This window comes from Pseudomonas gingeri, from assembly GCF_013386115.1.
GTDB lineage: Bacteria > Pseudomonadota > Gammaproteobacteria > Pseudomonadales > Pseudomonadaceae > Aquipseudomonas > Aquipseudomonas gingeri.
This window is the reverse complement of the sequence record NZ_JACAOR010000011.1, coordinates 113,945-127,156: the sequence shown is the minus strand read 5'-3', so window position 1 is coordinate 127,156 and position 13,212 is coordinate 113,945. Positions and strand designations below refer to the sequence as shown.

At 63.7% G+C, this 13,212-nt stretch carries 13 protein-coding genes; 8 read left to right on the top strand and 5 right to left on the bottom strand.

Going from position 1 to position 13,212, the window contains the following annotated elements; genetic code table 11:
* Positions 1-2 precede the first annotated feature (2 nt).
* The 3 genes from HX881_RS21685 (at position 3) to HX881_RS21675 (ending at position 2,834) form a co-directional block, all read left to right on the top strand.
* A complete protein-coding gene (locus HX881_RS21685; protein ID WP_177086549.1) occupies positions 3-1,424 on the top strand; it encodes a lipid II flippase MurJ in 1,422 nt (473 codons plus the stop codon).
* Between the two features lie 3 nt (positions 1,425-1,427).
* Positions 1,428-2,354 (top strand): glycosyltransferase family 2 protein, encoded by a 927-nt coding sequence (locus tag HX881_RS21680; RefSeq protein WP_177086547.1) that lies wholly within the window; start codon positions 1,428-1,430, stop codon positions 2,352-2,354.
* A 147-nt stretch (positions 2,355-2,501) separates the two neighbouring features.
* Positions 2,502-2,834 (top strand): hypothetical protein, encoded by a 333-nt coding sequence (locus HX881_RS21675; protein WP_425503528.1) that lies wholly within the window; start codon positions 2,502-2,504, stop codon positions 2,832-2,834.
* Positions 2,835-2,904: 70 nt separating this feature from the next.
* Here the strand turns inward: HX881_RS21675 and recR are convergent, their stop codons facing one another.
* From recR to dnaX, 3 genes are all read right to left on the bottom strand, one after another.
* On the bottom strand, positions 2,905-3,507 hold the full coding sequence (recR, locus tag HX881_RS21670; RefSeq protein ID WP_017129621.1) for a recombination mediator RecR: 603 nt from the start codon (positions 3,505-3,507) through the stop codon (positions 2,905-2,907).
* 229 nt (positions 3,508-3,736) lie between these two features.
* Positions 3,737-4,075 (bottom strand): YbaB/EbfC family nucleoid-associated protein, encoded by a 339-nt coding sequence (locus tag HX881_RS21665; protein WP_017134152.1) that lies wholly within the window; start codon positions 4,073-4,075, stop codon positions 3,737-3,739.
* Between the two features lie 64 nt (positions 4,076-4,139).
* Entirely contained in the window at positions 4,140-6,272 is a 2,133-nt protein-coding gene (gene dnaX, locus HX881_RS21660; protein ID WP_177086545.1) for a DNA polymerase III subunit gamma/tau, read from the bottom strand.
* A gap of 149 nt (positions 6,273-6,421) precedes the next feature.
* On the opposite strand from dnaX, the gene HX881_RS21655 reads away from it, so the two are divergent.
* Entirely contained in the window at positions 6,422-7,210 is a 789-nt protein-coding gene (locus HX881_RS21655; RefSeq protein WP_177086543.1) for a substrate-binding periplasmic protein, read from the top strand.
* A 74-nt stretch (positions 7,211-7,284) separates the two neighbouring features.
* Here HX881_RS21655 and HX881_RS21650 read toward each other — a convergent pair whose 3' ends face one another.
* Positions 7,285-8,976 (bottom strand): putative bifunctional diguanylate cyclase/phosphodiesterase, encoded by a 1,692-nt coding sequence (locus HX881_RS21650; protein ID WP_177086541.1) that lies wholly within the window; start codon positions 8,974-8,976, stop codon positions 7,285-7,287.
* A 356-nt stretch (positions 8,977-9,332) separates the two neighbouring features.
* On the opposite strand from HX881_RS21650, the gene HX881_RS21645 reads away from it, so the two are divergent.
* Together HX881_RS21645 and HX881_RS21640 are read left to right on the top strand one after the other, a co-directional pair.
* Entirely contained in the window at positions 9,333-9,647 is a 315-nt protein-coding gene (locus tag HX881_RS21645; RefSeq protein ID WP_042937148.1) for a helix-turn-helix domain-containing protein, read from the top strand.
* Between the two features lie 135 nt (positions 9,648-9,782).
* Positions 9,783-10,160 carry a VOC family protein gene (locus HX881_RS21640; protein WP_017129627.1) on the top strand — a complete coding sequence of 126 codons (378 nt, stop codon included), beginning with the start codon at positions 9,783-9,785 and terminating at the stop codon, positions 10,158-10,160.
* Here the strand turns inward: HX881_RS21640 and HX881_RS21635 are convergent.
* Positions 10,088-11,059, bottom strand: coding sequence for an EamA family transporter (locus HX881_RS21635; protein WP_177108917.1), 972 nt, complete (start codon positions 11,057-11,059; stop codon positions 10,088-10,090). The two genes, HX881_RS21640 and HX881_RS21635, sit on opposite strands and share 73 nt — an antisense overlap.
* A gap of 105 nt (positions 11,060-11,164) precedes the next feature.
* Here HX881_RS21635 and HX881_RS21630 point away from each other — a divergent pair, with 105 nt between their 5' ends.
* The gene (locus HX881_RS21630) at positions 11,165-12,040 is read left to right on the top strand and encodes a LysR family transcriptional regulator (RefSeq protein WP_177086537.1); all 876 of its coding nucleotides are present in this window, start codon (positions 11,165-11,167) and stop codon (positions 12,038-12,040) included.
* Positions 12,041-12,123: 83 nt separating this feature from the next.
* The gene (locus tag HX881_RS21625) at positions 12,124-13,026 is read left to right on the top strand and encodes a DUF2167 domain-containing protein (RefSeq protein WP_177086535.1); all 903 of its coding nucleotides are present in this window, start codon (positions 12,124-12,126) and stop codon (positions 13,024-13,026) included.
* The last annotated feature ends 186 nt before the right edge of the window (positions 13,027-13,212 follow it).

Genomic DNA, 13,212 nt, shown 5'->3' with positions numbered 1-13,212 from the left:
CAGTGTTTGGTTCAACCCTGTGGCTGACCCTCGCGACCCTCACCGGCCTGGCCGCCGGGTTCGCCCGGGAATGGCTGCTGGTCGCGGCCTGGGGCGCCGGCGGGCGCAGCGACAGTTTCCTGGTCGCGCTGTTCCTGCCGGAAGCCTTGCGCATGGCGCTTGCCGCCGGCCTGCTCAGCGCGGCGGCACTGCCGCTCTACCAGCAACGCTCGGCCACCGGGCAGGCCGACTGGCTCGGCGCGCTGGCTCCGCGCCTGCTGCTCTGCGGCCTGCTGCTGGGGGGGCTGCTGAGCATTGGGGCGCCACTGTGGGTCCGCCTTATCGGCCCCGGGCTCGACGGCCAGGGTTACGCACTCGCGGGCGACAGCCTGCACTGGCTGGCCTGGTGTGCACCGGGATTTATCCTCCATGGGCTGTTCTGCGTGCCGTTGCAGGCCCGTTCGCGGTTTGTCCTGGCCGGCCTCGGCTCGTTGCTGTTCAACCTGCCGCCGGTGCTGTACCTGGCGATCCTGCGACATGCCGCGACGCCGACCGGCCTGGCCGCCGCCTGTGTCCTCGGCAGCCTGTTGATGCCGACCATCCTCTTGCCCTCGCTGTACCGCGGCGGCTGGAAACCCTGGAAACCGGGGCATGCGCCCGGGGCCGGCCGCGAGCTGCTGCAACGGATCGGCCCGTTGCTCAGCAGCAACCTGGCGAGCCAGGGCCTGGCCCTGCTGGAACGGATGGTCGCCTCGTTGCTCGGCGAAGGCGCGGTCACCTGGATCAACCTGGCGCGCAAACTGATCAACCTGCCCCTGATCGCCCTGATGAGCCTGAATCAGGTGCTGCTCGGCCTGATGAGCGGCAGCGCCGGCGCCGAACGCCTGTCCCTGCTGCGCAAGGGCCTGGCCAGCGCCACGTTGCTGACCCTGCCGGCCGTCGCCGGCCTGATCGGTGCCGCCGCCGCGCTGGTCAGCCTGCTGCTGCCCAACCAGGCCGGCGACAGCCCGCTGCCGGAACTGCTGGCGTGGTTCTCCGTACCGCTGATGTTCGGCGCCTGGAACGCCCTGCTCGCCCGCTACGCCTATGCCGCCGGCGACACCCGCCTGCCGCTCAACTGCGAACTGACCGGCAGCCTGCTCAATGCCCTGCTACTGGCCGTGCTGCCCTATTTCTTCGGCTTGATCGGCATTGCCCTGGCGGCGGTCTGCGGGGTGATCCTGACCGGCCTGCTGCTGATGCGCCGTCAACAACTGCTGGCCGAAGTGCCCTGGCGCAGCCACTGGTTGCTCGGGCTCGGCGTCATGGGCCTGGCCGCCCTGTTGCTGCATCCCCTGGCGGGTATCTGGTTGCAACTGGGTCTGAGCACCCTGTGCAGCCTGGTCCTGCTGATCGCCCTGGCATTCTGGCTGCGCCCCTGGCGCCCGCTGTCCCCTGGAGGCTGAACCATGTCGACGCTCAACGTGGCCTGCGTGATCCCGACCTACAACGGCTGCCGGGACCTGGCGCGCCTGCTCGACTCCCTCGACCGCCAGACGGCGGTCTTCACGACCCTGATCGTCGACTCCAGCTCCAGCGACGGCACCTTCGAACTGGCCAGCGCACGCTGCCCCAATGTCTTGCGCATAGACAGCAGGGACTTCAACCACGGCGGCACCCGCCAGATGATGGTCGAGCGCAATCCCGGTCATGACATCTACGTGTTCATGACCCAGGATGCCTACCTCGAGGACCCCGAGGCGCTGGCCAATATTGTCCGGCCGTTTGCCGACGACAGCATCGGCGCGGTCTGCGGCCGGCAGCTGCCGCACCTGGATGCCAGCCCGCTGGCCGAGCATGCCCGGCTGTTCAACTACCCGCCGACGTCCCAGGTCAAGAGCCTGGAGGATGCGCCCCGGATGGGGATCAAGACCGCCTTCGCCTCCAACTCCTTTTGCGCCTACCGGCGCCGGGCGCTGATGCAGGTGGGCGGATTCCCGCAGCATGTGATCCTCTCGGAAGACATGTACGTGGCGGCGAAGATGCTCATGGCCGGCTGGAAAGTCGCCTACGAAGGCAGTGCCTGCTGCCGGCACTCGCACAACTACACCCTCGGTGAGGAATTTCGTCGCTACTTCGACATCGGCGTATTCCATGCCCGCGAACCCTGGATCCGCCAACAGTTCGGCGGGGCGGGAGGAGAAGGCCTGAGGTATGTGCTGTCCGAGCTGAGGTTTCTCGGCCCCGGACGTTGCCTGGCGTGGCCGGGCTCGCTATGGCGCAATGCGGTGAAGCTGTTTGCCTACAAACTCAGCCAGCAGGAACGCCATCTGCCCAAGGGTCTGAAAAAAAGCCTCGGCATGTACAAACGCTACTGGGACAGCCCCTATGCCTGACCCAGCGGCCACTTCAGACGCCGGCGACTTTTCCTATGAACATCCGGGAATCGCCTCAATTGACCAAAAAGCGAAATAGCGCGATTTTCCATGGTGTGATCAGGGCAATGGCGCCCGGGACATGAACCACCGAGGACGTGAAAACACATGGAAGTTGAGCTACAGCACTGCGTGACACCCTGCCTGCATCCGGCTCCCCGATGGTCGGGCAATCACGAGGCGATGCAGCAATCCCAGTCACCCACCGACCCCACCAAGACCGGCGAACCGTCTGGAGGCGACACCATGGAACCGCGAATCACCGAACTGGAAACCCACCTGGAGTACATCCACCGCGATCTCGGCGAAGTCCGCGGCGATGTGAAATCGATCAAGGCCCGCCTCGCCTATATCGCCGGCGGCACGGCGGTCCTGGGAGTGCTGCTGAGCTGGGTCGCCAACCACCGGCTGGATCAGATACTGCGCTTGCTGGCTGCCTGAGCATGCTGCCCGGTCGCCCCTTGTCCGGGGCGGCCACCGGAAAAATGGCCTCCGGCCAGACGCCTCTCCCTCAAAGCGCGATCGGCTTGCGCCCTGCAAACGAGTGGGCCAGCGTACCGCCGTCCACCAGTTCCAGCTCACCACCCAGGGGGACGCCATGGGCGATACGCGAGGTGATCAGCCCCTTGTTGGAGAGCAACTGGGCAATGTAGTGCGCCGTGGCTTCGCCCTCGACCGTCGGGTTGGTGGCGAGGATGATCTCGCTGAAGCTGCCCTGTTCTTCGATACGGGCCAGTAACTGCGGAATGCCAATGGCTTCCGGCCCAAGGCCATCGAGCGGCGACAGGTGCCCCTTGAGCACGAAATAACGTCCGCGATAACCGGTCTGCTCCACCGCGTAGACATCCATCGGTCCTTCGACCACACACAGCAAGGTGTCGTCACGCCGCGGATCGGCACACTGCGGGCAGAGATCGTCTTCGGTCAGGGTCCGGCACTGGCGGCAATGCCCGACACCTTCCATGGCCTGGCCCAAAGCCTGTGCCAGGCGCGCGCCGCCGCTGCGATCGCGCTCGAGCAGTTGCAGGGCCATGCGCTGGGCGGTTTTCTGGCCGACGCCGGGCAAAACCCGAAAGGCGTCGATCAGTTGGCGAATCAGGGGGCTGAAGCTCATGGGAAAAGGTCCGACAAAACTGCGAGAGGCGGTTTATACCCGTGGCTCCGGCCAGCGTCAAATGCACAGGCGACCAGCCCCGGAAACAACAATGCCAGGCAGCGAGCCTGGCATTGCTTGAGTACAAAATACCTCAGGTTCCGTGCGAAAACTCGCCGAGCGGCGATCAGGCAAGGCAAGCCTGCTTCAACGCAGCCTGATCGTCGCCCAGGCAGTTTTCGTACAGGGCCTAGAACGGCATCTTGAAGCCCGGCGGCAGCTGCATGCCAGCGGTCATGCCGGACATCTTGTCCGAGCTGTTGGCTTCGATCTTGCGCACGGCGTCGTTGACGGCGGCGGCAAACAGATCTTCCAGCACTTCACGGTCATCGTCGCTGACACCTTCCAGCAGGCTCGGGTCGATGCTCACGCGCTTGATATCGTGACGCCCGGTCATGACCACGGTGACCATGTCGCCGCCGGCCTTGCCGGTGATTTCAGCGTTGGCCAGTTCTTCCTGCATCTTGGCCATTTTTTCCTGCATCTGCTGCGCCTGCTTCATCAGGCCGGCCATGCCACCCTTCATCATGGGAATCACCTCAAAAGTTGCTTGGACAATAGGCGCGAGACTCCGGCCTCGCGCCGCTCAGTTATTAACCCTGGGTCACCAGGGCTTCGACAGGTTCGATTGTATCGTCACGGATCACCGCACCGAACTGTTGCATCATTTGCTGGATGAACGGATCGGCATGAATCGAGGCCACGGCCTCGTTCTGGCGTTCGTGGCGCCGGCGGGACGCCGCCTGGGCCGGGGTTTCCTGCTCGGGCTTGATCAGCTCGATGGTCACCTTCAGCGTCCGCCCATGGTACTGGTTCAGCGCATCGTTCACGCGACGCAACTGCGTGGCGTTGAACAGGGCGCTGTGGGCCGGGTCCAGGTGCAGCAGCCAGTCATCGCCGTCGACCGCGATCAGCGTGCAGTTGGCCGCGATGCTGCCGGTCATGCCGGAGATCGGCAGTTTCGGGAACAGTTGCAACCACTCCAGCGCCAGGCCGGTGGCCGGCTGCGCGGCAGGCAACGGCTCGGGCTCCGGTGCCGGCTCGGCGGTGTGTTCACTGGCCAGGTCGTCGAGGTAGCTATAGGACGAGTCCATATCCGGCTCGATATAGTCTTCATCCAGCGGCGGCTCGTCGTCGCGATCCGGGCCCGGAGTCGCGGCATCCACCTGGGCCGGGGTCGGCTCGGGAATGGTGGCGGCCGCCCACTCGGGGGCGTCCGGCACCACGCTGTCAGGCGTCGGCAGCGGCATCGGCACCAGTTCCGGCTGCTCGGCGGCGGTTTCCAGCACCGGCTCTACGGCGGGCTCCTGCACCACCGGCTCGGCGGGTTCGTTCCAGGGCAGGTCGACTTCTTCGACCGCGGCGGCCACGGGTTCGGGCACGGCAGCCGCCTCGACCACCGGCTCTTGCACAGGCTCAGGCACGGCTTCGGCAACCGGCGCCGGGGCTGGTTGCACCACGGGCGCGGAAACTGGCGCAACGGCCGGCGCAGCGACTGGCACGACAGCGGCCTCGACCGCCGGAGCCACAGCCGCGACAACCGGCGCAGCAGCCGCTGGGCCAGCCACGTTCTGGGTGGAATCAACTGTGGCCTGGCTGATCCCCACTGGCTTTAGCGGCTGCCTCGGTGCCGTGGCACTGTCGGCCGGTCGGAACGCGAGCATTCGCAGCAGGACCATCTCGAAGCCGCCACGCGGGTCCGGCGCCAGCGGCAGGTCGCGCCGACCGATCAGGCCCATCTGGTAGTAAAACTGTACGTCTTCGGCCGGCAATGCCTGGGCCAGGGCCAGCACGCGATCACGGTCGCCGTGACCGTTGTCGACGCCTTCCGGCAGCGCCTGGGCAATCGCCACGCGGTGCAGCACATTGAGGATTTCCGAGAGCACGCCGTTCCAGTCCGGGCCCTGCTCGGCCAGATGCCGTACCGCTTCGAGCAACGCCTTGGCATCGCCTTCGATCAGCGCGTGCAGCACATCGTAGACCTGGCCGTGGTCCAGGGTGCCGAGCATCGCCCGTACATCGCTGGCCATGACCTTGCCCTCACCGAAGGCAATGGCCTGGTCGGTCAGGCTCATCGCGTCGCGCATCGAACCGTCCGCCGCGCGACCGAGCAACCACAGGGCGTCGTCTTCGAATGGCACGTTCTCGACCCCGAGCACGTGGGTCAAATGCTCGACCACCCGCTCCGGGGTCATGTTCTTCAGGGAGAACTGCAGGCATCGCGACAAAATCGTTGCAGGAAGTTTCTGAGGATCGGTGGTCGCCAGGATGAACTTGACGTAGGGCGGCGGCTCTTCCAGGGTTTTCAGCAAGGCGTTGAACGAGTGGCTGGAAAGCATGTGCACTTCGTCGATCAGGTAGACCTTGAAGCGCCCACGGCTCGGCGCGTACTGCACGTTGTCCAGCAGTTCGCGGGTGTCCTCGACCTTGGTGCGGCTCGCGGCGTCGATCTCGATCAGGTCGACAAAACGGCCCTCGTCAATCTCGCGGCATACCGAACAGGTGCCACAGGGTGACGAGGTGATCCCGGTTTCGCAGTTCAGGCACTTGGCGATGATCCGCGCAATGGTGGTCTTGCCCACACCTCGGGTACCGGTGAACAGATAGGCGTGGTGCAGCCGCTGGCTGTCCAGAGCATTGATCAGCGCCTTGAGCACATGGGTCTGGCCGACCATTTCGCGGAACGAGCGCGGACGCCATTTACGTGCAAGAACCTGATAACTCATCGATAACCGTCGCATCTGGAAAGCGGAAGACCGCTAATGCTAGCGGAGCAGGGGCGAAATTGCATCCGGCGTGCTTCTCTAATCTGACTAAGCTGCACTTTGTGGGAGAATTCGCGCGCTGAAGCGTCGTACTCCAGACGGAGAGTTGAATGCGTGTAGTGTGGGGCGCCCTCGTACTGATGACCGCCAACTGTTTTGCCGCGCCTGCGCCGTTGCGCTTCGCCGTGGCCGACAGCTGGGCCATGCCGCTGGTCCAGATCGAGAACGACCGACCGACCCAGGGCATTCTCTATGACCTGATGACCAGCCTTGCCCAGCAGGTCGGAGTACCGGCCGAGTTTCACGTGCTGGCCCGGGCCCGCGTGCAGAGCGCCATGGAACACGGCGAAATCGACGTGCGCTGCTATGCCGCGCAATCCTGGCTGCCGAACCTGTCGGGCGACTATATATGGAGTATTCCCCTGCTGATGCAGCGCGACGTGCTGATCAGCAATGCCGAACACCCGCGCCAGGTCAAGCCGCAAAGCCTGCCCAGACAGCCTGTCGGCACGGTATTGAGCTACACCTACCCGACCCTGCAGCCGTTGTTCGACAGTGGCCAGTTGATCCGCGACGACGCCCGCAACCAGGAACAGGTGCTGCAAAAACTCTCGGCGGGCCGCTATCACTATGCAGTCAGCAACCAGTGGAGCCTGGACTGGTTCAACCAGAAGCTGATGCCCCAACAGCAACTGCATGCCGTCGCGGTGCTGCAGGAACAACCGGTGGGCTGTTTTGTGCGCAACGACCCGGCGCTGCCGGTGCAGCGCATCCTGCGGACCTTGCTGAGAATGAAGATGTCCGGGGAAATCGACGGGATCATCGGGCTCTACACCGGCAATGGCGAGCAACTGGACAGCCCCACGCCTCCCTCTGCGGAAAAACCCGATGACCTGTAGGAGCCCGGCCTGCCGGCGATGACACCCGCAACCTTTTCACCGACAAAGCGGGCTTCCACAGGATGCGTGAAGGCTCAAGCGGTGGTGCTCCACAACCCCGACGGGACAAACCCCGCGACCCAGTCCGGCACCTCGTCGGCCGCCATCGGCCGGGCAATGAAATAGCCCTGGGCCACGTCACAACCCAGGTTCATCAGCAGGCGCCCGTGCTCGGCGGTCTCCAGGCCCTCGGCAATCACCTCGCGACCAAAGGCCCGGGCCAGGCTGATCACCGCCGTGGTCAGGGCCAGGTCATCCTTGTCGTGGAGGATATCGCGCACAAAGGAACGATCGATCTTGATGGTCTGGGTGGGCATGCGCTTGAGGTAGCTCAGGGACGAGTAACCAGTGCCGAAGTCATCCAGGGAAAAACGCACGCCGAGGGCCTGGCAGGCCCGCAGGCACTGGCTGACCCGCTGGATGTTCTCGATGGCCACCGACTCGATGATTTCCAGGTCGAGCATCTGTGGCGGTACTTCGGCATGCCGGGTCAACAAGGCGCGCAGGCGCTCGACAAAATCCCCGCGCTGGAAATGCCGGGCTGCGATATTCAGGCTGACCGGCCAGTTGTGGCCGGCCTGCAACCAAACCTGCATCTGCGCCATGACCCGGTCGATCACCCACTCACCGACCTCGATGATCACATCGGTCTGGGCCACCAGAGGCAGGAACTCATGGGGTTCGAGCAGGCCCTTGTGGGGGCTTTCCCAGCGCACCAGCGCCTCGAAGCCGACCACCGTGCCAGTACGCATGTTGACCTTGGGCTGATAGACCAGCCGCAACTCGTCGCCGGCCAGTGCATGGCGCATCAGCTCAACGCTCTGGTGCGTGGCCTTGACCTCCTGGTCCTGGGATACATCGAACAGATGGAATCGGTTGCGCCCGCCCTGCTTGGCCAGGTACATCGCCTGGTCCGCGTGGCGCAACAAGGTATCGGCGTCTTCATTGTCGTTGGGGAACAGGGTCACGCCGATGCTGGCACAGACATGGATATCCTGGCCGAGAAGCGAATACGGCGCGGAGATCGCCAGCAGCACCCGCTGCAACGCCGCGTGCAGTTCCTGGCTGTCGCGCACATAACGCAGGATCAGCACGAACTCGTCACCGGACAGGCGTGCCACCACATCCTCGCCACGCATGATCCCGCGCAGGCGCGCCGCCACTTCCACCAGCAGCGCGTCACCGCTGGCATGCCCATAGCCGTCGTTGACCGCCTTGAAGCCGTCCAGGTCGAGCATGCACACCGCCAGCGGAATATGCTCGCGCCGGGAGAACTCCAGGGCCTGGTTCAACAGATCGGAGAGGAACGCGCGGTTCGGCAGGCCGGTCAGTACATCGTGGCCCACCCGCCACTGCAAGGTGTGCAGCAGTCGCAGCTTTTCGCTGACATCAAAACGGATCGACATGTACTTGCGGACCCGTCCCGTCTCTTCGTCCAGCAGCGGCACCATGGTACTGTCGACCCAGTACAGCGAACCGTCCTTGGCACGGTTGCAGACCTCGCCCTTCCAGACCCGGCCAAGTGCGATGGTGCGCCACATCTCACTGAAGAATTCGGTCGGATGAAAACCGGAATTGAGCATCCGGTGGTTCTGCCCCAGCAGCTCCTCGCGGCTGTAGCCGGAGATCGCGCAGAACGGGTCGTTGACGTAGGTAATCCTTCCGCTCAGATCCGTCTCGGAGAAAATCGCTGCTGCATCCACCACCTTGCGGTACGTCTCGTCCATGACTCAGCTCACCTGGGCAGCTACCGGTTGAACTGATCGACACGCTGTTCGAAAGAACTTCGACGAGGATCAACTAGAGTTAAATGAAGGTCATCAGCAAACAGCGGGGTTGGCGAGCGGCACTCCGTGAAACCAACGCCCGAAGGCACGGCTTGACGGTCGTGGCATGAACTCAAGAGAAATGCGAGGATTTCCTGTTTCATCATTTTGCCACCTGAAACCAGATCACCAAATACCTGTCATAACCGTCGATTCTACGAATTGCATCACATTATGCAATAGAAGGTGATGAATCATGGCGTTGTCTAATGTAAAGATTTGTCGTTAAGTTCTTGATTCTAAATGGGAATTGAGCGATGGAAATTTCAAGTTTGGGTACGGCCATCAGGCGCTATCGCAAGGTAGCGGGGCTAACTCAGGCTGAACTTGGCGAGAAAACCGGTTTTGACCCGAAAACCATCAGCCGCTTCGAAACCGGCAGTTACACCCCCAGCGTGGAAGCCCTGTTTCTGTTCGCCGATGTGCTGGGAGTGAAGCTCAAGGCCTTTTTTGCGGATATGGCTGACGAAGACGAACAGCGTGCCTACCTGTTCGGCGTCATTCACAAAGCGCCCTCGAAGGACCTGGGAAAGCTGATCGTCGCGGTCGATCTAGCCCTTGCCAAGCCTTAGCCTCATGCCACTGCGCGCCTGGCGCCGCGACCACGCTACTGACAAAAGCTGACAGCCCCCGGGGTTAGGCTGGGTTGCCCTGGAATCACCACAAACGATTCCAGGCCTTCCCACCACTTTCCCAGGAACCGCACCGTGACCGATCCCAACTACTTCATGCTGTATGTCGAAAGCCCCGCCGTCAGCGTCGACTTCTACCGTCGCCTGCTGGGCAAGGAGCCGCTGATCGATACGCCGGATTTCGCCCTGTTCGCGCTGGACTCGGGCATCAAGCTCGGCCTCTGGTCGGCCAGCGTCGTGACGCCTGCCGTGCCACACACCGGCGGCGGCGGCGAGATGGCCTTCAATGTCGGCGAGAACGCCATTGTCGACGAACTCCATGAGGCCTGGCGCGAACTGGGGGTGCGCATCGTCCAGCCACCGAGCACCCTGGGTTTCGGTTACGCCTTCGTTGCGGTGGACCCCGATGCACACCGGTTGCGGGTGTATTCGCCGTCCCCTTCACTGCGCTGATCCACCGGTCCGGCAGCCGGCCTCTGCCGGCGCCCCTCGAAGTGCAGGCCCAGCACGCTCGCCAGGACAATCGAGCCGCCCAGCAGGACCATGCCCGAGACACCGACACCGAGGATCAACGCCGCCATCAGCATGGCCACCGGCGGAATCAGGTACAAGGCGATGGAGGAACGGCTGACCGTCGAGTGCGTCAGCACATAACCCCAGGCCAGGTACGCCAGGGCACTGGGGAAAATACCCAGCACCAGCACCGCGACATTCACCCGCACGGGGGCCAACGTCGCCTCCTGCGCCAGCCCCGGTCCGTAGACACAGAGCAACAGCAGCGTTCCGGCCCAGACCATGTAGCACACGGTGGTCAACCCGCTGTAGTGATGGGCATAGTGTTTCTGCAGGGTGAAATACAGGCTCCAGGACAGCGCCGCGAGCAGGACCAGCAAGCCCCGGGGATTGAACGGGCCGACGCCGTGATCGCCCCACACCACCACCAGCGCCCCGGCCAGCCCCACAAACACACCCAGCCAGCGCCAGCCCGTCACCGACTCCTTCAGCCAGAAGAACGCGATCAGCGTACTGAACAACGGCGTCGACTGGGCCAGTACGCTCCCGGCCCCGGGGCTGACCCACTGCTGCCCATAGTTGAGGCTGACGTGATGCAGGAAGATCGCGAAGAAACCCAGCACGAACAGCCAGGGCAGATCGCGGACCCGGGGCAAGGCAATGCCCTTCATCAGCGCCACTGCGGCCATGAACACCGATGCGATCAGAAAGCGCAGCAGGGCCAGGTGTCCGGGGCTGTAGCTTTCCAGGCCGATATGGATGCCGATGGGCGAATACGCCCAGCACAGGATGACCAGGGCGGTGGCCAATGAAATTTTTATACGCGGCAGGGCTTTCACGAGAACGCTACATCCAAGATGATCCAGGGGTGTGGCCAGTCTTGAGCGGCGTGGCGACAAGCACAATTGACGAATATTGAGTCGAGAATTCACCGGGAGTGAATCATGGAACTGGCGCAAATGCGCATGGTGAAAGCCGTCGCCGAAACCGGCAGCATCGCCCTCGCGGCCCAACGGCTGCATTGCGTGCCGTCCAACATCACCACGCGAATCAAGCACCTGGAAAGCGAGCTGGGCACCGACCTGTTCGTCCGCGCCGGGCGCGGCCTGAGCATCAGCCCCGCCGGCGAAGTGTTCCTCGAATACTGTGCGCAGATCCTCAACCTGGTGGACGAGGCCAAACGCGCCGTCGACGCCAACACCCGGCCCTCCGGCACCTTACGCATCGGCGCCATCGAATCCTGCGCCACCGTGCACCTGCCGGCCCTGCTCGCCGAATACCATCGGACCTATCCCGAGGTCAGTCTGGAACTGATCACCGGGACCTGGACGCAACTGCTGGAAGATGTCCGCCAACGCCGGCTCGACGGCGCCCTGGTGGCTGCCGATATCCACCACCCGAAAATCGCCAGCACCGCGTTGTACAGCGAAAAACTGGTGCTGATCAGCGCCGCCGACAGCGCACCGATCCACAATGCCCACGACCTGCTGGGCCGCACCCTGATCATGTGGCCGAACGGCTGCCCCTACCGCGCGGCGCTGAAGAACTGGGTCCAGGACTGCGACCGCAACCCACCGATTGCCAGCTACGGCAGTTGGGGCACGATCATCGGCAGCGTCAATGCCGGTGCCGGCGTCTCGCTGGTGCCCGAAGGCATCCTGCGTCGCTACGAACAGTCGACGGGGCTGGCGACCTATCGCTTCGACGAACTGGCCCCCGTGCAAAACAGCTTTATCTGGCACAGGGAAACCACCCGCCATCCGGCCCGCGAGGCCTTTGCGCGACTGCTGCGGGAACGCCTGGAAACGCGTCCGGAGTAGCGCGCCTCCACGGCAATCTGGCGATTCGCCAGTCCCTTCAGGTATTCTGCCAGGCAAATTAATTCAAAATGTAAGGGACTACGATGAAACACCTGCGCCAGCTGTTGGCGGCCGTGTTGCTCAGCGCAACGACTCTGCCTGCCATTGCCGCCAGTACCCCCGCTCCAGCCCCCACCGCCAGCGAGCAACCGCACCAGAGCGCCGAACAGTGGCTCGCCACCCTCAAGCAGCAGCACGGCACCATCACCCTGCCGAGCGGTATCGCCACCCTGCAACTCAACAACGAGTTCTACTACCTGTCGCCGGACGACACCGAGCGCCTGCTGACCGAAGCCTGGGGCAACCCGCCGGGCCACAAGACCCTGGGCATGATCATCCCCACTGCCGTCAGCCCCCTGGCGGACAACGGCTGGGGCGTGATCGTCAGCTACAAGAACGACGGACATATCTCCGACGATGATGCCGCCAAGATCGACTACGCCGACCTGCTCAAGCAGATGCAGGCCGACGATGAAGAAGACAACAAGGAGCGGCGCAAGCAGGGTTACGCCGGCCTGCAACTGCTGGGCTGGGCCGAACCGCCGAGCTATGACCAGGGCAGCCACAAGATGTACTGGGCCCGTGAACTGAAAGCCGATGACGCCCAACAGAACACCCTGAATTACAGCATTCGCGTGCTGGGGCGCCAGGGCGTGCTGGAACTGAATGCCGTAGCGGCGATGGCCGACCTGCCGACCATCAAGCAGGAAGTGCCGAAGATCCTCGCGTTCACCAACTTCACCGATGGCAACCGCTACGCCGACTTCGACTCCAGCACCGACAAACTGGCGCCCTACGGCCTGGCAGCCCTGGTGGCCGGCGGCATCGCGGCCAAGGCCGGCCTGTTCGCCAAGATCGGCGTAGCCCTGCTGGCCTTCAAGAAATTCATCGTGATCGGCCTGGTGGTGATTGCCGGCTTCTTGCGCAAGTTGTTCAAGCGCACATAAGCCCCACGCGTCCTGTGCTTGATCGTTCCCACGCTCCGCGTGGGAATGCCGCATGGGACGCTCCGCGTCCGCTCTCACAGCCCCTATCGCCCCCCATCGAACAACCCGAGCGTTTCGGCACAATGGTCGAGCGCCGCGGCACAATGCCCAGCCCCCCATCTCCCTAGACTCGTCCTGAATCCCCCC